This window comes from Hydrogenobaculum acidophilum (assembly GCF_054656715.1).
This window is the reverse complement of record NZ_BAAHXP010000009.1, coordinates 29,612-50,149: the sequence shown is the minus strand read 5'-3', so window position 1 is coordinate 50,149 and position 20,538 is coordinate 29,612. Positions and strand designations below refer to the sequence as shown.

The 20,538-nt window shown below is 35.6% G+C and carries 15 protein-coding genes, 1 tRNA gene and 1 CRISPR repeat array; of the genes, 12 read left to right on the top strand and 4 right to left on the bottom strand.

Annotated features, from left to right (window positions below; translation table 11 throughout):
• Positions 1-4: 4 nt before the first annotated feature.
• The 4 genes from ACYQZV_RS06020 to recG are packed head-to-tail and all read left to right on the top strand — an operon-like array spanning position 5 to position 7,244.
• The gene (locus ACYQZV_RS06020) at positions 5-994 is read left to right on the top strand and encodes a succinate--CoA ligase subunit alpha (protein ID WP_459894041.1); all 990 of its coding nucleotides are present in this window, start codon (positions 5-7) and stop codon (positions 992-994) included.
• A 28-nt stretch (positions 995-1,022) separates the two neighbouring features.
• Positions 1,023-1,337, top strand: a complete 315-nt coding sequence (locus ACYQZV_RS06015; RefSeq protein ID WP_459894040.1) for a DMT family transporter — start codon at positions 1,023-1,025, stop codon at positions 1,335-1,337.
• A 10-nt stretch (positions 1,338-1,347) separates the two neighbouring features.
• Entirely contained in the window at positions 1,348-4,863 is a 3,516-nt protein-coding gene (locus ACYQZV_RS06010) for a translocation/assembly module TamB domain-containing protein (protein WP_459894039.1), read from the top strand.
• Entirely contained in the window at positions 4,860-7,244 is a 2,385-nt protein-coding gene (gene recG, locus ACYQZV_RS06005; RefSeq protein WP_459894038.1) for an ATP-dependent DNA helicase RecG, read from the top strand. The genes ACYQZV_RS06010 and recG overlap by 4 nt, the downstream gene beginning before the upstream one ends.
• Here the strand turns inward: recG and ACYQZV_RS06000 are convergent.
• Genes ACYQZV_RS06000 through leuB form a run of 3 tightly spaced genes read right to left on the bottom strand, consistent with a single transcriptional unit; the run spans position 7,231 to position 10,221 of the window.
• Positions 7,231-7,617 carry a thioredoxin family protein gene (locus tag ACYQZV_RS06000; protein ID WP_459894037.1) on the bottom strand — a complete coding sequence of 129 codons (387 nt, stop codon included), beginning with the start codon at positions 7,615-7,617 and terminating at the stop codon, positions 7,231-7,233. The genes recG and ACYQZV_RS06000 overlap by 14 nt on opposite strands.
• Position 7,618: 1 nt before the next feature.
• Positions 7,619-9,139, bottom strand: coding sequence for a hypothetical protein (locus tag ACYQZV_RS05995; RefSeq protein WP_459894036.1), 1,521 nt, complete (start codon positions 9,137-9,139; stop codon positions 7,619-7,621).
• Between the two features lie 8 nt (positions 9,140-9,147).
• A complete protein-coding gene (leuB, locus tag ACYQZV_RS05990) occupies positions 9,148-10,221 on the bottom strand; it encodes a 3-isopropylmalate dehydrogenase (RefSeq protein WP_459894035.1) in 1,074 nt (357 codons plus the stop codon).
• Positions 10,222-10,334: 113 nt separating this feature from the next.
• On the opposite strand from leuB, the gene ACYQZV_RS05985 reads away from it, so the two are divergent.
• The 8 genes from ACYQZV_RS05985 to ACYQZV_RS05950 all read left to right on the top strand — a co-directional run bounded on the left by ACYQZV_RS05985 (position 10,335) and on the right by ACYQZV_RS05950 (position 20,111).
• Entirely contained in the window at positions 10,335-10,805 is a 471-nt protein-coding gene (locus ACYQZV_RS05985; protein WP_459894034.1) for a nucleotidyltransferase domain-containing protein, read from the top strand.
• On the top strand, positions 10,792-11,202 hold the full coding sequence (locus tag ACYQZV_RS05980) for a HEPN domain-containing protein (protein WP_459894033.1): 411 nt from the start codon (positions 10,792-10,794) through the stop codon (positions 11,200-11,202). The genes ACYQZV_RS05985 and ACYQZV_RS05980 overlap by 14 nt, the downstream gene beginning before the upstream one ends.
• Before the next feature lie 653 nt (positions 11,203-11,855).
• Positions 11,856-14,086: a CRISPR direct-repeat array (repeat unit 29 nt; unit sequence GTTGGTAATCTGCCTTATGGGATTGAAAC).
• A 126-nt stretch (positions 14,087-14,212) separates the two neighbouring features.
• The gene (locus ACYQZV_RS05975; protein ID WP_459894032.1) at positions 14,213-15,142 is read left to right on the top strand and encodes a dihydroorotate dehydrogenase; all 930 of its coding nucleotides are present in this window, start codon (positions 14,213-14,215) and stop codon (positions 15,140-15,142) included.
• On the top strand, positions 15,139-15,921 hold the full coding sequence (locus ACYQZV_RS05970) for a polyprenyl synthetase family protein (RefSeq protein WP_459894031.1): 783 nt from the start codon (positions 15,139-15,141) through the stop codon (positions 15,919-15,921). The genes ACYQZV_RS05975 and ACYQZV_RS05970 overlap by 4 nt, the downstream gene beginning before the upstream one ends.
• Before the next feature lie 55 nt (positions 15,922-15,976).
• Positions 15,977-16,049, top strand: a tRNA-Thr gene (locus ACYQZV_RS05965).
• An 81-nt stretch (positions 16,050-16,130) separates the two neighbouring features.
• Complete coding sequence (gyrB, locus tag ACYQZV_RS05960) at positions 16,131-18,491, top strand: DNA topoisomerase (ATP-hydrolyzing) subunit B (RefSeq protein WP_459894030.1); 2,361 nt, start codon at positions 16,131-16,133, stop codon at positions 18,489-18,491.
• Positions 18,484-19,302, top strand: coding sequence for a universal stress protein (locus ACYQZV_RS05955; RefSeq protein WP_459894029.1), 819 nt, complete (start codon positions 18,484-18,486; stop codon positions 19,300-19,302). Before gyrB ends, ACYQZV_RS05955 begins: the two co-directional genes overlap by 8 nt.
• Positions 19,302-20,111, top strand: a complete 810-nt coding sequence (locus tag ACYQZV_RS05950) for a prephenate dehydrogenase (RefSeq protein ID WP_459894028.1) — start codon at positions 19,302-19,304, stop codon at positions 20,109-20,111. The genes ACYQZV_RS05955 and ACYQZV_RS05950 overlap by 1 nt, the downstream gene beginning before the upstream one ends.
• Here ACYQZV_RS05950 and ACYQZV_RS05945 read toward each other — a convergent pair.
• On the bottom strand, positions 20,106-20,537 hold the full coding sequence (locus ACYQZV_RS05945; protein ID WP_459894027.1) for a DedA family protein: 432 nt from the start codon (positions 20,535-20,537) through the stop codon (positions 20,106-20,108). The two genes, ACYQZV_RS05950 and ACYQZV_RS05945, sit on opposite strands and share 6 nt — an antisense overlap.
• Between the last annotated feature and the right edge of the window lies 1 nt (position 20,538).

The following is a 20,538-nucleotide window of genomic DNA, read 5'->3' as shown; positions in this document are numbered from 1 at the left end:
TATTATGAAAGGGACTGTTTATTTAAACGATAACACAAGGTTTGTGGTAATAGGTATCACAGGAAGAGAGGCCTCTCAAGTGGTTACAGAAACAGAAGCTCTCTATCCTGGTTATATAAAGGCTGGTGTAACACCTGGAAAAGGTGGTGCAAGCGTAGCTAATGTTCCTGTTTACAACACTGTAAAAGAGGCATTGTCCCATCACCCTGATATAAACGCCGGACTTATATATGTACCTCCTGTATCTGTAAAAGATGCCGTCATTGAGCTTGTAAACAACGGCATAAAACTTATATATATCATCACAGAGCATGTGCCAATAAGGGATACGGCATACTTTTACAACTATGCCAAAGAAAAAGGCGTTATTATAGTAGGTCCTACTTCCCTTGGTGCTATTGTGCCATCTGTTCCAATAAGAGTTGGTGCTATTGGCGGTAAAGACCCATCCATCGCTTATAAGCCTGGTGGTCTTGTGATATTATCAAAATCGGGTGGTCTTACCACTACCACCGCTGAAATGATGATGAGAAGAGGTTGGGGAGTTTATACAGCCATTGCCCTTGGTGGAGATGTGATATCTTGCACCACCTTTGAAGATGTTGTAAGAAATATATACGATGACCCAAACGTAAAAGCCCTTATAATTCAAGGAGAAGTAGGGGGTACTTACGAAGAAAACGCCGCTATGGCTATACTAGAGCTTTACAAACAGGGCAAATGGAAAAAGCCGGTAGCCGCTTTTGTAGCTGGAAGATTTCAAGAAAATTTAGAGGGTGTGTCCTTTGGTCATGCTGGAGCTATAGTAGAAAGGGGCAAAGGTAAAGCAAGCACCAAGATAAAACTCTTTAACGAAGTAGGTAAAGAAACGGGTCTTGTAAAAGTGGCAGAGTTTTATCACGATTTACCTACCTGCTTGGAAGAGCTAGGTGTCCCAAGAGATTTTGAAGATACCACCGGGGCTTCTGTAAAACCCCTTTACTCTACAATATGAACTGTTTCCCCTCCTATGGAGGGGTTTTATGATATACTGGTTATCGCTTTTTTTGGCTCTTTTTCTAAATGCTTTTTCAAACATTGCCGTTAAAATCGGTGCTATTAAAAGCTCAAAACTTTTTATACTGGCTGGTCTTGTGGGTTTTGGCATTCAGTTTTTGTTTTACGCTTTTGCTCTAAAAAAGATAAATCTAAGCATAGCTTATCCCATCATGGTAGGCAGTGGCTTTGTGATTATAAGCCTATTTTCGTACTTTTATCTAAAAGAGCACATGAATATATACGATTTTTTGGGTATGTTCTTTATATTTGTGGGTGTTTTAATGATAAGCATACGATAAAATATTTTTAATGAAGAAATTTTTAAGGGGTTTAGTTTTTCTTTTAGCGCTTTATTTTTTGGTGTTAAACCCTTTATACTTTATATACAAACATCATATAAGCTTTGGTTATAAAAATAGGAGTTTTTATGTTAAAAATTTGGCTTTTAATATAGATGGTAAAAGTATAAAAATAAAAAAACTAACATTTTACAGACTTGGTATTGGTATAAAAGGGATTTCTTACAACTCAAAACCAAGGTTTTTTTACTTAAAAGACGGGGATTTGTATTTTTATAAAAAGCATCTATACGCCGATGTTGATGAACTAAATATAATCTTTGTAGCTCAAAACAACAAGCCATCAAATGTCCCGGATTTTAATTTGAGACTTTACGAAAAGTTTTATAGGCTTTTTCATGTGAATGTGAGAAACCTATACATAGCTGGGGCTGATAGATTTTCAAACAACGCTTTTGCACTTTTTATACCAAGCGTTAGCCTTACAAACGGTGTTCTTCATACAAAAGATTACGCTCGCTATGTTTATCTTAGTAAAAGCTCAAGACAAGAAGTTTATGTGTATGTGCCAAAAGCTTATTTGAAAGACGGGTATTTTGTAGCAAAAGATATAAACGCCGTATCCTCTTTGTTTGATTTTAATGTAAACTTTTGGTGGCGCCATAGGATAGGCAAAGCTATTGCCTCTGGTTTTATTATGCCTATAAAGACACCGGTGTTTGATACTTCTACCTTAAAAGGTTTGCTATTTGCTTATATAAACAATAAAAATCTAGATTTTACATCAAACCTCAACATAGATGATATATATATACCAAAGCTAAAACCTATAAAAAATGCATCTTTTAAACTAAAGGGCTATGTTTATCCTGAAAAGGGTGTCTCTTTTGATGGGGTCTTAAAAAGTCCTTTGGCAGAGTTTTACATAGATTACACTGGTAAACAAAACGAGTTTGATATAAACATAAAAAACCTTCACCTGTCTAACAAAGATATAGCTTCAAACCTAAAATATCCTATAGATTTGTACGCCGGGGGTAAGCTTTTTTACAGCGTAGACAACAAAATACTCAATTTAGATTTAAAGCTTTCAAACGTAAGAGTTTACAAATATGCCTTTGGTATGGGGCTTTTAAAAGGAAACCTTGATTTTAAAAAAGAAAACGCCGGTAGCCTATACTACTCACTTTACGGAAAACAAAGCGTAAAAGGGAATATAGCCTTTAACAAACATCATATTTTAACAAACCTTCATCTTTTTGATTTTTACGCATCTTACCATAAGTTAAAAACAAACATAAGTGGGCTTTTGGAGGTAAGCCTTTATCCTAAGTTTTTTGTAGAAGGTTTTCTAAACGCATCTTCTATAAGCTTACCTTACGTAAATATTGGTTCTTTGCCTATATACTTATCTTACAAAGACAACATCTTTAAAGTATCGAGCAGCTCTTCTTATATGGATGCTTTCTTTGTATATCAAAACAACATCTTAAACGGCTATATAAAACCAAAACACATTATGCTATACAAGTATATAAAAGATGCTATTTATACTGCTGATATTTCGGGTGGTATTATAAATATATCAAACAACAACATAAATATAAACAACGTAGGATTTAACGCTTCAAGCTCACAAAATCTTTACGCTGTTGGTGCTGTAAATGGGTCTGGCAGTTTTAAAAACATATCTGGAAATATAACAATATCAAACGCAAATTATAGATTTTTGAAAAATATAAAAGGAAACGTATATTTTGCTTATCAAAACAACACATTAAACTTAAAACCTACTTTGCAAGAGCAAAACTTTTTGCTTACTTCAAATCTAAATATATCAAAGACTATAAGCTTTAGTGCAAAACTTATGGGTCAAAACAAGATTTTACACGTAGACCTGGCTTTGAATGGTACCGTTGATAGTGAGGAGAATATAAGCGCTCTTGGTTTTGTGGTTTACAAAGGTGTTAAAATCCCAATAAACTTTTATATAAAAAACAACAACGGTATATACACCATGTATGGTAAGGGTTTTGATATAAGGTATAAAAACCTTCATATAAAATTAGCAAGTCTAAACGGAAGTTCTCAAAAAAACGGTAATATAGTATGGACAACCGATGGATTTAAAGTATATCTTTACCACCAACCTATTTTAGAAAGCTCTGTGATAAATGGTGTTTTGGGTTTAAAACCGTTTTATCTAAAGGCAAACACATCAAGTGTAGATGGGCTTTTAAAAGGAAGTTTTTACTTTGGATACGATAAGAAATTTTACATAAATTCAAACGGCGTTATGGATATAGACGATACGCTTGCTTTTATAAAATCAAAACTTCCGTTTTTGTTGGCAGGGCATATAAACTATGTTCTTAGTATAGACGATAAGGATATAAACTTGAATCTTAAAAGCCCAAAACCTGTGTTGCTTCTTTCAAAATATCTGTCTTTACCTCTTTACAGCAACTTAGACCTTGATATTAAAACTTCAAAAGATGGTTATTTTACACCTATAAACGTTGTATTTTCATCTTCTGATAAAAAGCATTCTATAGCTTTTAGTATAAAAGCTTCTAAACACGATATTTATATAGGTTCTTCTTTAAAGAGCTTACCTGTTTATGTGTATTCAAAAAATGGATACTATCAGGGATTTTTAAATGGCTTTGTAAATACAAATTACGTTTTTAAGAATCTCTCTTCGTTTATAAATATAAATGGTTCTATTAATCCAGAGGGACTTATTTATATCAAAAGTTTTTCAATGCCATCTTCTTACGGAAGCTCTTCGAAAATCCCTAAAAATCTAAATATGAATATAAATGTTAAAAGCTTAACACCTATAACAGTTATGCTACCAGAAGGTAATATATACGCTGGTATAGAAGGGTCAGCCTTTGCAAAGAATGGGAATTTTGGTTATAATTTAAATTTAAAAGCTTTTGGTGGAGAGCTTACTTATTCTAACAAAACTTTTTATGTAAGATATGGAATGCTTAAATTAAAGAATACAAAAAAATATATAAATGTCCTTTTAATGTCTCCAGGAGATTCTTACAACACATACATATCGTTGGTGGGGAACTTGTCTGACCCTACTTTTAACATATATTCAAACCCTCCTATGCCAAAAAATCAACTTTTATCTTCTTTTATACTAAACAAATCTGGTCTTACAGCACTGCCAATAAACGCTATGGCTAGCAAGCTATCCAAGTACTCGCCCTCTGGTTTGGCAAGTAGCATATTTGGTACAAACGTAAACTTAAGCGTATACCCAAGCCAGAGTGCTAACGGCAATCTAAATACCAACATGGATATAGAGAAAAAAATATCTAAAAACATAAAACTAAAAGCTCATATAAGCACCAGCCAAAACCCACTGGATACTTACTATGGAGGTTCTATTAAGCTTACTCCAAACACATCTATGGAATTCCAAATGTATGGAAACGGCTCAACCCAAGCTGACATGTCTTACGAAAAACGTTTTGATTTAGGCAGTGGTATACTTGGTGGAAGATGATGGAAGAGTTGGAAAAACCAGTTTCTATTATAAAAGAAATGCTTTCAAGCGATATAAAGCTAGAGCGTGCAAAGGGTGTTGGAACATACTTGAGCAACGTGTTAAAGCCGTACATATCAGAAAGTCTGTATAAAAGCCTAAATATCATAGATGAACTTTCAAAAGAGAAGAAAAAAGCTCTTTTAGAGCAAATACTAAGCGAGTTAGAGGCTTTTAAGGGCAGTATTTTACAAAAGCCTACAAAATATTTAAGAAGCTTGAGAGATTTAAACATATCAATAGATGATATGGATTTTCTAAATAAAAACCAGAAAAAAATACTTCGAGGAAGCGATTTAAACACCTTGATAGATATACTTTGGTATTTTCCATACAACTATGAAAATAGACTTGTCTTAAAATCTATATCTTCTTTGCCTATTGATACTCAAGGGGCTATCTTGGTAAAAATAGAAAACCTTACTTACGATGAAAAAGAAAAATTTCCTTTTACCATAACAACCACAGACGGAAAGTTAAAGCTTTTTTTGAAGTTTAAAACAAAAGACACTTCTGTAATGGGTTGGTATCAAAAAGGTCAAACGATAGTGGTGTACGGTACGCTAAAAGAGTTTAGAGGCCAAAGGTACATGGTCCATCCAAAAATATTTAGCGACTCTTCAAAAGAAATAGACATTATAAAACCAGTGTACCCATTAGAGAGGTTTGAAAATCCAGAGGATATGCTTGCCTCCTCTCAAAAAAGAAGAAAGCTTTTGGAAAGCGCTATAAAAAGCGTATTAAACTATTACAAAGATTATTGGCAAAACCTTCAAGATATACTGCCAGAAGAGTTTTTAAAAGAAAACGATTTAATACCACTTTCTATGGCTTTTAAGATAATACACGCTGAAGATTGTTTTAGAGATTACAAGAGTTTTGAAACTTTGCTATCAAAAGCCAAAAAAAGGTTTTTATACGAAGAGATTTTTATGTTTGAGCTTGCTATGTTAAAAAGAAGGTCTTTGGTAAAATCTCTTAGCGCACACCAAATAAATGTCGATCCAGATGAAATAATAAAAGAAGTGCAATCTAATATAAGCTTCCCTCTTACAAGCGCCCAGAAAAGAGCTATAAAAGAGATAATTACAGATATGAACTCTGCAAAACCTATGAGTAGACTTCTTCAAGGTGATGTGGGAAGCGGCAAGACCCTTGTGGCTATAGCCAGCGCTTTGGCGGTGGTCAAAAATGGCTTGCAGGTGGCTGTTATGGTGCCTACCGAAATATTGGCAAACCAGCATTATAAAAACTTTCATGAGTTTTTTAAAAACATCGGTTATAGAGTAGGGCTTTTAACATCTTCTACTTCGAAGAAAGACATACATAAGCTAATATCTATGGGAGAGATTGATATAGTAATAGGTACTCACGCGTTGGTACAAGAAAAAGTAAAGTTTAAAAACTTAGGACTTGCCATAATAGACGAACAGCATCGTTTTGGTGTGGCTCAAAGACAAAACCTCCTTGAAAAAAACAACAACTTTATGCCCCATCTTCTTTATATGAGCGCTACCCCCATTCCTAGGACCATTGCTATGGGTATATTTGGAGACCTTGATATATCGGTTTTAGATGAGATGCCATCTATGAGAAAACCTGTAAAAACAGCCGTTTTATACTCTGACCATCACAAGGATATGGATTTTCTTATAAATCATATAAAAAAAGAATTGGTACAAGGAAACAAAGTTTATATAGTATACCCTCTCATAGAAGAATCGGAAAAGCTTGATTTGAAAGCAGCCCAGACCGAGTATGAAAAATGGAAAGATATATTTAAAGATTACAAGGTTTTGCTTTTGCATGGACGCATGAGCGATAGCGAGAAATCAGGTATTATGGAAGAGTTTAAAGAAAGCGGTCATATACTTGTTTCTACAACTGTCATAGAAGTGGGTATAGATGTAAAAGAGGCCACAACTATAGTGATAGAGGATGCCCATAGGTTTGGTTTATCACAACTACACCAGTTAAGAGGAAGAGTAGGAAGAGGCGACAAAGAAGGGTATTGCTTTTTATTGGTAAACAGCGCTTTTGTTAAAAGCCAAAAACTAACGGAGCAAAACGCAACGTTAAAAAGGCTTCGTATCATGACTAAAACAAGGGATGGCTTTGAGATATCTTTGGAAGATTTAAAACTAAGAGGTCCTGGTGATGTGCTTGGACTTTCCCAATCCGGATATTTTCAATTTAACTTTGCAGATTTAAAAAATGAAGAACATCTAAAGCTTATGTCTTCCATAAGAGAGAAATTGCCAAAGTATAAAAAATCAATAAGCGAAGACCTTATTTGGCTTATAAACAAAAAATACATGGATAACAAAATCACCCTTGTTTAGAAAACATATTTAATATATCTTCTTTTTTCTTAACACCTACAAAAGCGCTTATGATTTTACCCTTTTCTACCAAGACCGCGGCTGGAGTACCCATTATACCTAACTCTTGTACGAGTTTTGCTCCTTCTTTGCTAAATACGTCTATTTTTCTTACCTTTACTTCTTTGATAGAATCTATGATGGGTGACATCACCTTGCAAGCCCCGCATTTCTCCGAGTAAAAATACAGTATTAGCTTTTTCTCATTTTTAAACTCGTTTAGCGTAGCCCCTTTTAACTTGTTCATTTTATAGTATGCTAAAAACCTTAAACCTATTACAAAAATCAAAAATAGCGTTAGAAATATGGCAACGAGTGTTATCACAGCTTTCATATCAAAGCACCTTAAAACTTATTTTGTAAATATCTGAGTTGTTTTGAATGGGTATTGTACCTACTTTACCAGTTATTACAAATATACCTTCTTTTGTAGGCAATATACCTTCTATAGCCTCTTCAAAAGAAGCACCTCTTAACTTTTTCATATATACAAGTTCGTTGTCTTTGCCTCCTATATCAAGAGCGTAAAGGTTTCCATAGGCATACTTTGTAATGCCAAAAAACTTTTCTATGGAGCTTTCTTTGTTAGCCCCAATTAAAAATACAGGTAAACCCTCTAGCTTAGAAGGAGCTCCTTTTTCATAAAAGATATATTTCATCGTAGTGTCGTTTATAAAAGGTATATTTACGTAAGAATAAGACCCACCAAATATTGCCGAAGATGAATAGAGTTCTGTATCGCCTTTAAACACCCTTAATCTATGAGAGCTATCTATAAATATAGTATCGCCTTTGTATATAGAGGCTCCATCTATTCTAAAGCCTGCTGGTACATCCACATTTTGAACAGCTTTTACCTCGCCGTTTTCAAAAGCAAGTTGTTTTACCCCACCAAACTTTCTATCTGCTGTAAAAGTCTGTCCCCAGAAGGTCTTGTGAGGATGTTTTTTGTCGAGTATAGACATAAAATAATGGATATGCTTAGCTACCACCACAGGGCTATCCCCCACCATCTTTACTATGAAAGATGACATATTTGAGCCTGTAAACATATTTACAATTATGTAGTCTTCTTTGTCTTGACCTATCCTGCCTACGCTTACTGAGATAGGGTGTCCTGCGGGTAGACTCATGTCAGCTATCCTTACTACATCATCTCTTAAAAGCTGATATATTAAAAGATTGTCCCTTGTTAAAAGCACGAGATATTCTTTCCCGTTGCCGTATAAATCGCCAACATCAGCACTTAGCACCAAAGAGCCCACAGACTTTATAAATTTCGATGTTACAAGAAGATGTAAATCTCTTATAGATGCTTTTTTTATAACTACGCCTTCGTTGGTGGCTTGGTATATGGATTTTTTGATAAAACCCCCAGGAACTCCAGAGAAAGCTATACCGTATCCTTTCGGAAATTCTCTTATACTAAGACCACAGTTTTCCCCAGATTTCACGTTTGGAAATATGGCTGCTATGTCGTAGAGCTTTTCTTCAGAGCCCTTAAAACATATGTCTGTTGTGTCTATTTTTGCTATATCACCAACGCTTGGTTTTTTACCAAATATAACTTTACCTACGGCAAAGTTATTATAAACGTTTTCTATCTTTACCTTTGCAACATCTTTATAAGAGTAACCTAAAAACTGGTGGCTAAGAGGGTTTATTATACGCCCAGTTGGTTCTTTTATGTCAAGGATTTCTCCAATATGAAAGTTTTTACCTGCTATATATACTTCGTTGTCTTTTACGTTTATCACTTGATAGGATTCTTTTTTTAGGCTTTTAAGAAAAGAATCTAAATTTCCCCCGTACGATATACTACATAAAACCGCTAAACCTAGCAGAAACTTTTTCATAAACCCTCCTACAGATTTTCTAAAATTGCTTTGGTCATCTCTTTGGTGTTTACTTTTGTACCTTCTCCTCTATATATATCTTGAGTTCTATATCCTTGTGCAAGAGCCTTGTCTACGGCATCTTCTATAGCTTTTGCCACACCATCCATCTTAAAAGAATATTTAAACATCATCGCCAAGGATAATATGGTAGCTATTGGATTTGCTATGCCTTTACCAGCTATATCAGGAGCAGAGCCGTGTATTGGCTCATAAAGTGCATATTTATCCCCCAAAGATGCAGATGGAAGCATACCTAAGCTTCCTTGTATAACGCCAGCTTCATCCGATAAGATATCTCCAAAGATGTTGCCTGTTACTATCGTATCAAAAGAGTAAGGCCTATTTACAAGTTGCATGGCACAGTTGTCTACGTAAAGATGTTCTAATTCTACGTCTTGATAGTTTTTGTGCTCTTCGTTTACTATATCTCTCCAAAGCCCAGAAACTTCCAATACGTTTGCTTTATCAACGCTTGTTAGCTTTTTTCTCCTTTGTTTTGCTATTTCAAAAGCTTTTCTTACCACCCTTTTTATCTCCGATTCTTTGTACCCCATCGTGTTGTAGCCATATCTTTCGCCGTTTTCTAACGTAGTTATACCTCTTGGCTCTCCGTAATAAACATCCGATGACAACTCCCTTACCACCATCAAATCTGTACCTTTTACCACAGACTCTTTTAACGGTGAGCTTTCTATAAGAGCATCAAAAACTTTTGCAGGCCTAAGGTTTGCGTACAAATCTAAAGCTTTTCTTATTCCAAGAAGCCCTTTTTCTGGTTTTTTATCGGTTGGCAAATCATCCCACTTTGGTCCACCGACAGCTCCAAGAAGTACTGCATCCGATTCTTTGCAAATTTTTACAGTTTCTTCCGGAAGAGGTCCCCCAGTCTTATCTATGGCAATACCACCTATCAAACCCTCTTTTATCTCATATTGAAAACCAAATTTAGAAGCTAAGCTATCTAAGACCTCCAAAGCACTGTCTACAATCTCTGGGCCTATACCATCACCTTTTAACACTGCTATTTTAAATGTCTTCATACCTTTATTTTAGCATATATAAAACGTCTTAGAGCTTTTAAATGATAATGTTGTTTTATGTCAATTTTTATCCAATTGTTGCATCGTATTTTTTATATTGTTATACTAATCGTATGAATATTTTTAATGAAACGTCTAGCAAAAACACTTTCCGCAAAAGCGTAATGGATGATATAGGTTGTTTGTTAGATAAAATACGGGAGGCTTATAAAGAAAAGCTCTTAGGTGTTGTGCTTTTTGGTTCTGTTGTAAACGATTATTTTAGTAAAAATTCAGATATAGATATACTTGTTATTTTAGAAAGCAGTCATCTTTCTTTTAGGAAGAGGATTCACGAGTTTTATGACCTTGTAGGAGATGAATTTAAGGGACATATGCTAAGCCCTGTAGTGCTAACTCTTCAAGAGGCAAATACTTTTCATCCGTTTTATCTTGGGATTTTCGATAGTTATATTACGCTTTATGATAAAACGGGCGTTGTAAAGGCTATGAAAAATAGTATAGAAAATAAAATCAAAAGCGGTGAAATACTCGAGTTATATAACGGCATAAAATATTGGAGAATCTTGGATGCGAAGGGCTAGGTTGGTAAAGGATTATTTAATTCGCTCTGAAAAGAGAATAAAAGCCTTAGAGTTTTTAAAATCTGAACAAGATTATGCTGATGTTGTAAGGGAAGCTCAAGAAGTTGTGGAGCTTCTTTTAAAAGCCTTGATAATGGCATATGGACTTGATATACCAAAAGTTCACGATGTTTCAAAGTTTATAGAGGAAAACATAAACGTGTTTCCAGATATAATAAGGTCAAATATATCAAATATTAAGCAGATATCTAGGACTCTCAGGAAAGAAAGAGAGATAGCTTTTTATGGTATGGAAGATTTTATACCTTCAGAAGAGTATACCAAAGAAGATGCAGAAAGTGCTATAAGCTGGGTAAAAGAGATAAAGGGTATAGTAGAAAAAGCTTTGATAAGCTAAGAATTGTAGCTTGGTTAAATGAGCTAAAATTTTTACAAAGAGTGTATAAATTCACATACACTATGGACACTTACCTTTGTTAAAATTTTCTATAAACCAATACATGAAAGCAGTAAATTTTTATGGTTAAAAGTTTAGGAATAACTCACATAACATTAGAAAGGAGGTGACAAGTCTACCACGGTTCACAAGTCTACCACGGTTCACAAGTCTGCCGTGGCTTAGGATAGTAACAGAGTTAATGAAATTAGAACAAGTGTATGAAAATATGTATTTTTTAGGTGCAAGTGTTTACTATGTACTTAACTTATACAAAAACTTGCATTTTTAAAAATTTATGTTATAATAATTTTCAGTTTTTAGTTGGCTTCAAAGCCAACGGCGTACTTCAACAGCTGAATATGGGGATAGCGTTACTTTAAAGTAATATGATATATATCACCTTTGGGAAATTTTTGTGTTTACGAAAAATCAATGTTTTCCCCGGCTCTGTTATATATCATAAACATTAGCTAATAATTGATAGAGAAAGCTTTCTAGCTATCTGTTCTATATCACCTTTCGTAGTAAATTTTTTACAAATAATATAATTTATATCATTGTATAAATGTCTATGAAAGCTTATAATTTGATTATTGAAATCGGGTTGACGGGTTGGTAATCTGCCTTATGGGATTGAAACTTAAAAGTTCGTCTTCGTTTTCAGCATCAGATACTGGTTGGTAATCTGCCTTATGGGATTGAAACTGTAAACGGAGTGGACTACATTATTTCGTCCACTCGTTGGTAATCTGCCTTATGGGATTGAAACAAAAAAGAAAAGAAGAGGCAATAGCTAACATAGTAAGTTGGTAATCTGCCTTATGGGATTGAAACAAAGCTCACAGATGAAGAACTAAAAACTCTTCATCAGGTTGGTAATCTGCCTTATGGGATTGAAACGGCTGTATCCCAGCCCCTTGAGGTAAAGGAGTAATGTTGGTAATCTGCCTTATGGGATTGAAACTTTCTAACTTTCTCGTTGGTTATTCAATAGGGCTTGTTGGTAATCTGCCTTATGGGATTGAAACATAATTTAGCAAACTTACGCTTAAAAAGCGATGAAGGTTGGTAATCTGCCTTATGGGATTGAAACCAGATGATAGAGCAGGAGTATTTTTGTGTTTGTTAGCGAGTTGGTAATCTGCCTTATGGGATTGAAACTTATATTGCTTAACTCTTCTGGTAACTCAAGATAAGTTGGTAATCTGCCTTATGGGATTGAAACCTAATTTTGCTTCTAAACTCTCTTGCTTGGTTTTGTTGGTAATCTGCCTTATGGGATTGAAACAAGACTAAAATAAACTCAACTACCGTTAGCACAACGGTTGGTAATCTGCCTTATGGGATTGAAACTTATGACATCGGAATAGTCCTTGATGGTTGTATCATAGTTGGTAATCTGCCTTATGGGATTGAAACTTTGCTGGGGAGTATAGTTTTTGCTATACGTTGCTCGTTGGTAATCTGCCTTATGGGATTGAAACTAAGCTATCATCACCAACGAGTTTTAGTTCAGTGTGTTGGTAATCTGCCTTATGGGATTGAAACACAACTAAGTTAGGTGTAAGTATCTTACATCCATACGTTGGTAATCTGCCTTATGGGATTGAAACTATACCGCCGGTGAGATAGGCGGTGTTAATGGACGGGTTGGTAATCTGCCTTATGGGATTGAAACCCTCTAACTAAATCAATACCTTGTTTCATAGCTTGTTGGTAATCTGCCTTATGGGATTGAAACAATTGAAGATAAAAGCCGTTATGTCATATGTATAGTTGGTAATCTGCCTTATGGGATTGAAACCCAAAAACACATTACAAACAAGTTTATATTGTTTTGTTGGTAATCTGCCTTATGGGATTGAAACAATTATAGGTATGATAAAACTTGAACCTTTCAAAGTTGGTAATCTGCCTTATGGGATTGAAACTGGTTTAAACCAGTCTGTTTAATTGAGCTTGACCGGTTGGTAATCTGCCTTATGGGATTGAAACTCGGCAAGCTTATCGTCGTTGGTGGTTACGCTTTCGTTGGTAATCTGCCTTATGGGATTGAAACTGCACGTTCTCAACAAACAAAAAGTGATTAGAATGTTGGTAATCTGCCTTATGGGATTGAAACCCAAACAACAAAAACTCAGTAATATCAGAGCTATTGGGTTGGTAATCTGCCTTATGGGATTGAAACCGTTATCAGCGTCCCCTTTTGGTAAAAATAAAAGAGTTGGTAATCTGCCTTATGGGATTGAAACTTCTTCTTTCTTGGCGAATTTGTCAAGTGTTGTTGTGTTGGTAATCTGCCTTATGGGATTGAAACTTATCACCTGCTGCAAAAAAAAATATAAGAAAAAGTTGGTAATCTGCCTTATGGGATTGAAACAATTCTTCCATAGGTTACCCCTTTCCCTTCCATTTCTGGAAGGTTGGTAATCTGCCTTATGGGATTGAAACCAAGACCAGACGGGCTTCAAGACGTATTGGACATAGTTGGTAATCTGCCTTATGGGATTGAAACTTAATGAGGTCTTCCAAAAAACTCGTATCAACGTCAGTTGGTAATCTGCCTTATGGGATTGAAACTTTGCAATGCTTGTCTCATATTTTTTTCTGATTCTCCCGTTGGTAATCTGCCTTATGGGATTGAAACAAATAGAAAGTTTAAACAATATAACGAAAGCAGAGGCGTTGGTAATCTGCCTTATGGGATTGAAACCAAGTGAACCGTCTGAAAAATTATCGCTCATTGAGTTGGTAATCTGCCTTATGGGATTGAAACGAATTCTCCGACGTTTCCAAGACCCACCCTTTTTTAAGTTGGTAATCTGCCTTATGGGATTGAAAAGATATAGGAATCTTTACAAATTCGTTTATCTGGTATGATTGTTGTTTGCGATGTGCTTAGTTTGTACGAATTTTGCATGTCTAACCAATAAACGATAAATACTCTCATATGCTAAAATAAATAAGAATGGATAAGCTGGAGATAGAGCTTTTTGGTATAAAGTTTAAAAATCCTGTGTGGGTGGCTTCTGGGACTTTTGGATACGGTGTTGAAGGAGCTAAGATATATGATATATCAAAGCTTGGAGCTGTGGTAACAAAAGGATTATCCCTAAAGCCAAGAGAAGGAAATCCTATGCCCCGTATAGCTGAGACCCCCTGTGGTATGCTAAATTCTATAGGGCTTCAAAATCCTGGTGTTGAGGCTTTTATTAAAAAGATATACCCAGTTGTAAAGGATATAGATACGCATTTTATAGCAAATGTATTTGGAGAGACCGAAGAAGAGTATGTAGAAGTTATAAGAATCTTAGAGGATGTGCCAAAGATAGTGGCTTACGAGCTAAACGTCTCTTGTCCAAACGTAAAAAAAGGTGGTGTGGTCTTTGGGCAGGACCCGGTGGTGCTTAGGTCTTTGATAGAAAAGATAAAGGCTTTTGCAAAAAAACCACTTTTGGTAAAGCTTTCTCCAAACGTCACAGATATTACAGAGTTTGCAAAGATATGCATAGAGGCTAAAGCCGATGGCATAGTTCTTATAAATACGCTTGTTGGTATGAAAATAGATATATACAATGAAAGACCCTTTCTTGCTACGAAAACGGGTGGGTTGTCTGGTCCTGCTGTACTTCCAATAGCCGTTAGAATGATATGGCAGACTTACGAAAAATACGGAAAAGCAATACCTATAATAGGTGTAGGTGGAATTACAACGCATGTTGACGCATTGGAGCATATACTGGCAGGAGCTAGCGCTGTCCAAGTTGGGACCGCAAACTTTTACAAACCCCTAAGCCCTTTGGATGTTATAGAAGGCATAAAAAATCACATAGATACTAAAAACCTAAAGCATTTCAAAGAACTAATAGGAAGAGCCCATAGACTGGATATAAAATGATATTTGAGATTTTAAAACCAAAGATAGAAGAAAGATTAAAAGAGCTTCTTGTTCCGTTTGAGCCAAAAGTTTTGTACGATGCAATGGCTTACTATGTTTTTCAAGATGGTAAAAGGATAAGACCAGTTTTGTGCGTAATAGGAGGGTATGCTTGCGATTTAGCTGAAGACGATGCCATAACCCTCGGATGTGCTATTGAGTTTATTCACAATTACTCCCTTATTCACGATGATATGCCAGAGTTAGACAACGACGATGAAAGAAGAGGTAAACCAACATGCCATAAAGTTTTTGGTCAAGACATAGCTCTTTTGGCAGGGGACGGGCTTTTGAGCTTAGCTTTTGATATATTATCAAACGAAATTTTGTATGAAAACCCTCAAAACCTTGTGAAGGTGGTAAACTATGTGTCTAAAAACGCAGGTATAGAGGGTATGGTATCAGGCCAAGTTTACGATATAAAAGGTGAAAATGATTTTCTAAAAGTGGCTTCTTTGAAAACCGCCGCTCTTATAAAAACCTCTTTTTGTATACCAGCCATTTTAAAAGGTATTGATTATTCTTTATACGAAAAGCTTGGATACAACATAGGTATACTTTTTCAGCTTGTGGACGATTTTAAAGACAAAGATGGTGCTTTTGTAAGCGTCGGCAAAGACTCTTTGCTGGATTTAATAAATGAGTATAAAAAGGCTTCTTTAAACCTTTTGCCTTATTTTCCAAAAGACGTTTTACCTTATCTTAAAGAGTATATAGATTTTATAAGTCAAGGGTTTTGACGCTATTTACTCATTGACTTTTTAGCTTTTAACTGATATAATTTAATGCTACTTAGCTAGTGTAGCTCAGTCGGCAGAGCACGTGATTTGTAATCACGAGGTCGTGGGTTCGACCCCCACCACTAGCTTTTTAAATAAATTTAACCCCCCCTGTTAAATATACCTGCCTCATAAACTTGGGAATGTCTAAGATGGTATAATATTTGATGATGCAAGAATATAGTGCAGATGCGATAAAAGTTGTTACTGGATTAGAGCACGTAAGGCTTCGTCCCTCGATGTACATAGGGGATATATCTGAAAGAGGTCTTCATCACCTTATATGGGAGATAGTGGATAACTCCGTAGACGAGGCGATGGCAGGGTATGCCACCCATATAAGGGTACATATACATCAAGACGATTCTGTGAGCGTAGAAGACAACGGAAGAGGTATACCTGTTTACATACATCCTGAGGTTGGGAAACCAGCGGTAGAAGTGGTGCTTACGGTGCTTGGAGCCGGTGGTAAGTTTGATAAAAAGGTCTATCAATATTCAGGTGGTCTTCACGGTGTTGGGGCTTCTGTGGTAAATGCTCTTTCAGAATGGCTTATAGTAGAGGTCTATAGAGATGGTAAAATTTATAGGCAAGAGTACGAAAGAGGTGTGCCAAAAACAGAGTTAAAAGTTATAGGAGAAACTGCAAAAACAGGTACAAAGATTACTTTTAAACCAGATAAAGAAATATTTGAAACCACAAAAATAAAGTTTGATATAGTAGAAAAAAGAATAAGAGAGTTGGCTTATTTAAATAAGCATGTGACATTTGAGCTAATAGATGATAGGCTTGATAAACAGCTTACTTATAAGTTTGAAAGAGGTATTGTGGAGCTTGTAGAATATTTGGCAGAGGGTAAAGAGCCTCTTTTTGATGATGTAGTCTATGTTGAATCTACCAAGGAAGGCACCATCGTAGAGATAGCTTTTAAATACACCAAAGACTACAAAGAATCTTTAGAAAGCTTTGTAAACAACATAAAAACTATAGAAGGTGGCACCCATGTCACAGGTTTCAGGAGTGCGTTATCAAAGGTGGTATCGAAATTGGCTCAAAATATAAAAATCTCAAAAGAGCTAAAGGAGATGTTCACAGGGGAGGACCTAAGGGAAGGGCTTGTGGCGGTGGTGTCTTGTAAAGTGCCAGAGCCTCAGTTTGAAGGTCAAACCAAAACAAAGCTAGGCAATCAAGAAACAAAAACCATAGTAGAATCAATAGCTACAGAGTTTCTTACAGATTATTTTGAAAAGCATCAAGACATTTTAAAGCTTATCGTAGAAAAGGCTATAGAGGCTGCTTTGGCAAGAGAAGCTGCTAAAAAAGCCAAAGACCTTGTAAGGAGAAAATCTTTCTTAGAAGACACATCCTTACCTGGTAAGCTGGCGGATTGTTCTGAAAAAGACCCTTCAAAATGCGAGATATTTATAGTAGAGGGCGAATCGGCTGGTGGCTCTGCAAAGCAAGGAAGAGATAGAAGATTTCAGGCTATACTACCTTTGAAAGGTAAAATATTAAATGTAGAAAAAGCAAGGCTAGATAAGGCTCTTTCCAACGAGGAGATAAGAGCTATTATATCTGCGCTTGGATGCAACATTGGTGAAGATATAGATTTGGGCGCTTTGAGATATCACAAGACTATCATTATGACGGACGCTGATGTGGATGGGTCTCACATAAGAACGCTTCTTTTGACATTTTTCTACAGGTTTATGACCAAGCTGATTGAAAACGGCCATGTTTATATAGCCCAGCCTCCTCTTTACAAAGTAAAGATAGGTAAAAAAGAGTCCTATATAAAAGACGATAAAGAGCTTGAAAAATTCTTATTAAACATTATAAAAACAGATGTTTCTATAATAGACGCTACTTCAAATACTTATAGAGGCGATGTGCTTGTAAACATCTTAAATACAATTAAAGAACAACAAAGCAGTGTATCGGAGCTTTTAAACAAAAGAAACAAAGAGGTGATAGATTATCTTCTTAAAAACAAAATAGACGAAAGCTATCTAAAAGATGAAGAAAAAGCAAAAAAACTTTTAGAAGATATAGTGTCTATGAAAAGTGTGAGCAGTGCAAAGTTAAGATACGATGATTTTGACGGCTCTTATTCTATAGTTATATACGATATACATCAAAACTTTAGCATTATAGACATAGACTTTCTTACATCTGGTACTTATAAGAAGCTTTTCGAAGAGCATAAGGAATTTTTCTCATATCCTATAAGCCTAAAACTGGGGCATAAGACAAAGGTTATAGAAAGCCCAGTGGAGGATTTTTATCAAGAAGTGATAGCCTTTGTGAAAGATGGCATAGAAATACAGCGCTACAAAGGTCTTGGTGAGATGAACCCAGAGCAACTTTGGGAAACCACTATGAATCCAAGCACTAGAAGGCTTTTAAAAGTGTCTTTGGAAGATGCGGCTGAGGCTGATAGAATTTTCTCAATACTCATGGGGGAAAGCGTAGAGCCAAGACGAGAGTTTATAGAGACCTACGCTAAGGAGGTAAGAAACTTAGATGTTTAATAGAGTTATAGTAGGTTTGGACGGTTCTAAACCATCTTTTGTAGCTTCCTATTACGCACTTGAGCTTGGCTCAAAGCTAAATATCCCTGTGGTGGGTATACACGTTTTAGATAGCGTTTTAACTGAAGAAAGCCTTTTGGCAGATTTGTCTGGGGTTTTAGGATTTTCTTATTATGAGGGCATAAGCGCTAAAGTAAAAGAGTTTTTAGAAAAAGAGTCAGAGGTGCTTTTAGATGAATTTAGCACTTTAGGAAGAAAACTAAACGCCAAGGTATCTACGCTTCAAACTTGGGGTAATCCTGCCAAAGAGATAAGCTCTCAGGCTGACAAAGAAGATATCATATTTGTTGGAAAACCATCCCATGAAAAGGCTATAAAAGGCATACACATAAGCTCGGCTTCCGAACAGGTGATTAGAAGGGCAAATTGTCCAGTGTTTGTGGCTTTTAAAGACGAGTATAAGCCAATTGAAAGCATTATGATATGCCATGACGGTAAAGAGGAAGACGATAAGCTTATAGATTTTACTAAAAACTTAAACAAAGTATACAACGCAAAGCTTTATCTATACCACGCCGATGAGCTTGGTTCTAAAAGGGAAAGGTTAGAAGCTTTAGTCAAGGACTCAAATATTGAGCTTATAATAGAGAAAAACATTGCGGAAGATGGGATTATAAAAACATCCGAGAGACTAAATATAGATTTGGTGATACTTGGTTCTCACAAGAAAAAGTTGGTACACTTTTTCATGGGTAGTACTACTACTTTTGTATTTCACTATATAAAAACCAACCTTTTAGTGGTAAAGTGATGTTTAACAACACCCTCATCGTGGGTCTTGGTCTTATAGGAGGGTCTTTGGCTTTTGATATTAAAAGCAAAAAACTATCAAAACATATATATGCTATAGACAAAGACCAAAACGCTTTAAAAAGTGCTGTTGAAAAAGGTATTGTAGAAGAGTTTAAAGAAGATATAGATTATGATTTTGTAATATTTTGTAATCCGATATCTAGCTTGGAAGAAACTGCTGATAAGCTAAAGCGGTTTATAGAAGATGCTTTAGTGACCGATGTTGCCTCGGTGAAAGAGTATCCTGAAAAGGTTTTAAAGCCTATTTTTAAAGAGAGTTATATCGGCTCTCATCCTATAGCTGGCTCTCATAAAAACGGTTTTGAAAACGCATCAAAGGATTTGTTTAAGGATAGGCTTGCTGTAATATGTCCTACAGATTTATCCAAAGAAGAATACTTAAACAAGTTAAAGGAGTTTTGGAAAAGCGTTGGAAGTAAGGTAGAGATTATGGACTCAAAAACCCACGATAAGATTTTTGCAATTGCCTCTCATCTTCCACATCTTATAGCCTATACTCTTACAAAGAGTTTGCCAGAAGAATACAAAAATTATGTGGGGCAGGGATTTTTAGATACCACAAGAATAGGTGCTAGCCAAGCCAATCTTTGGAGTGATATATTCCTTTACAACCAAGAACATCTTTTAGAAAGTATAGAGCTTTTCAAAAAACATTTAGCTTATTTGGAAGATATGGTAAGAAAAAAAGATAGGGAAAATCTCGTAAGAACTTTGGAAGAAATATCAAACAAAAGAAAATCTTTATAAAAACCTCTCCAAAGCTTTACCAAACATTGCGAAAGCTATAAGCTTTAAAGCTCTTGAAAGAAGCGCCATAGCTATAAACCTGTAATATCCAAACCTAAGTATGCCAGCTATCCAATTTATTACGTAGAAGGGCTCTCCTATTAGTATGGCAAAAGCGCCGTATTTGTGGAAAAGAGCTTCCGTTTTTCTAAATTTATTCTCTGATACAAACCTAGACACTGCCTTGTAGCCATAGTTATAACCTATATAGTAAACGATAGAAGCCCCTATAAAATCCCCAAACAAAGCGCAAAAAGCTACCAAATAAAGGTTCATTTTGTAAACTGTACCAGCGGTCATAAGAGGAAGCGTAGAAAGTGGGAAAACGCTCGATTCTATGAGCCCTACCAAAAATATACCTATGTATCCAAGCTTTAAAAGGTTCATA

Coding starts and splice junctions, on each gene's coding strand:
- ACYQZV_RS06020 (WP_459894041.1), top strand. CDS start 5: ATGAAAGGGACTGTTTATTTAAACGATAACACAAGGTTTGTGGTAATA.
- ACYQZV_RS06015 (WP_459894040.1), top strand. CDS start 1,023: ATGATATACTGGTTATCGCTTTTTTTGGCTCTTTTTCTAAATGCTTTT.
- ACYQZV_RS06010 (WP_459894039.1), top strand. CDS start 1,348: ATGAAGAAATTTTTAAGGGGTTTAGTTTTTCTTTTAGCGCTTTATTTT.
- recG (WP_459894038.1), top strand. CDS start 4,860: ATGATGGAAGAGTTGGAAAAACCAGTTTCTATTATAAAAGAAATGCTT.
- ACYQZV_RS06000 (WP_459894037.1), bottom strand. CDS start 7,617: ATGAAAGCTGTGATAACACTCGTTGCCATATTTCTAACGCTATTTTTG.
- ACYQZV_RS05995 (WP_459894036.1), bottom strand. CDS start 9,139: ATGAAAAAGTTTCTGCTAGGTTTAGCGGTTTTATGTAGTATATCGTAC.
- leuB (WP_459894035.1), bottom strand. CDS start 10,221: ATGAAGACATTTAAAATAGCAGTGTTAAAAGGTGATGGTATAGGCCCA.
- ACYQZV_RS05985 (WP_459894034.1), top strand. CDS start 10,335: ATGAATATTTTTAATGAAACGTCTAGCAAAAACACTTTCCGCAAAAGC.
- ACYQZV_RS05980 (WP_459894033.1), top strand. CDS start 10,792: ATGCGAAGGGCTAGGTTGGTAAAGGATTATTTAATTCGCTCTGAAAAG.
- ACYQZV_RS05975 (WP_459894032.1), top strand. CDS start 14,213: ATGGATAAGCTGGAGATAGAGCTTTTTGGTATAAAGTTTAAAAATCCT.
- ACYQZV_RS05970 (WP_459894031.1), top strand. CDS start 15,139: ATGATATTTGAGATTTTAAAACCAAAGATAGAAGAAAGATTAAAAGAG.
- gyrB (WP_459894030.1), top strand. CDS start 16,131: ATGCAAGAATATAGTGCAGATGCGATAAAAGTTGTTACTGGATTAGAG.
- ACYQZV_RS05955 (WP_459894029.1), top strand. CDS start 18,484: ATGTTTAATAGAGTTATAGTAGGTTTGGACGGTTCTAAACCATCTTTT.
- ACYQZV_RS05950 (WP_459894028.1), top strand. CDS start 19,302: ATGTTTAACAACACCCTCATCGTGGGTCTTGGTCTTATAGGAGGGTCT.
- ACYQZV_RS05945 (WP_459894027.1), bottom strand. CDS start 20,537: ATGAACCTTTTAAAGCTTGGATACATAGGTATATTTTTGGTAGGGCTC.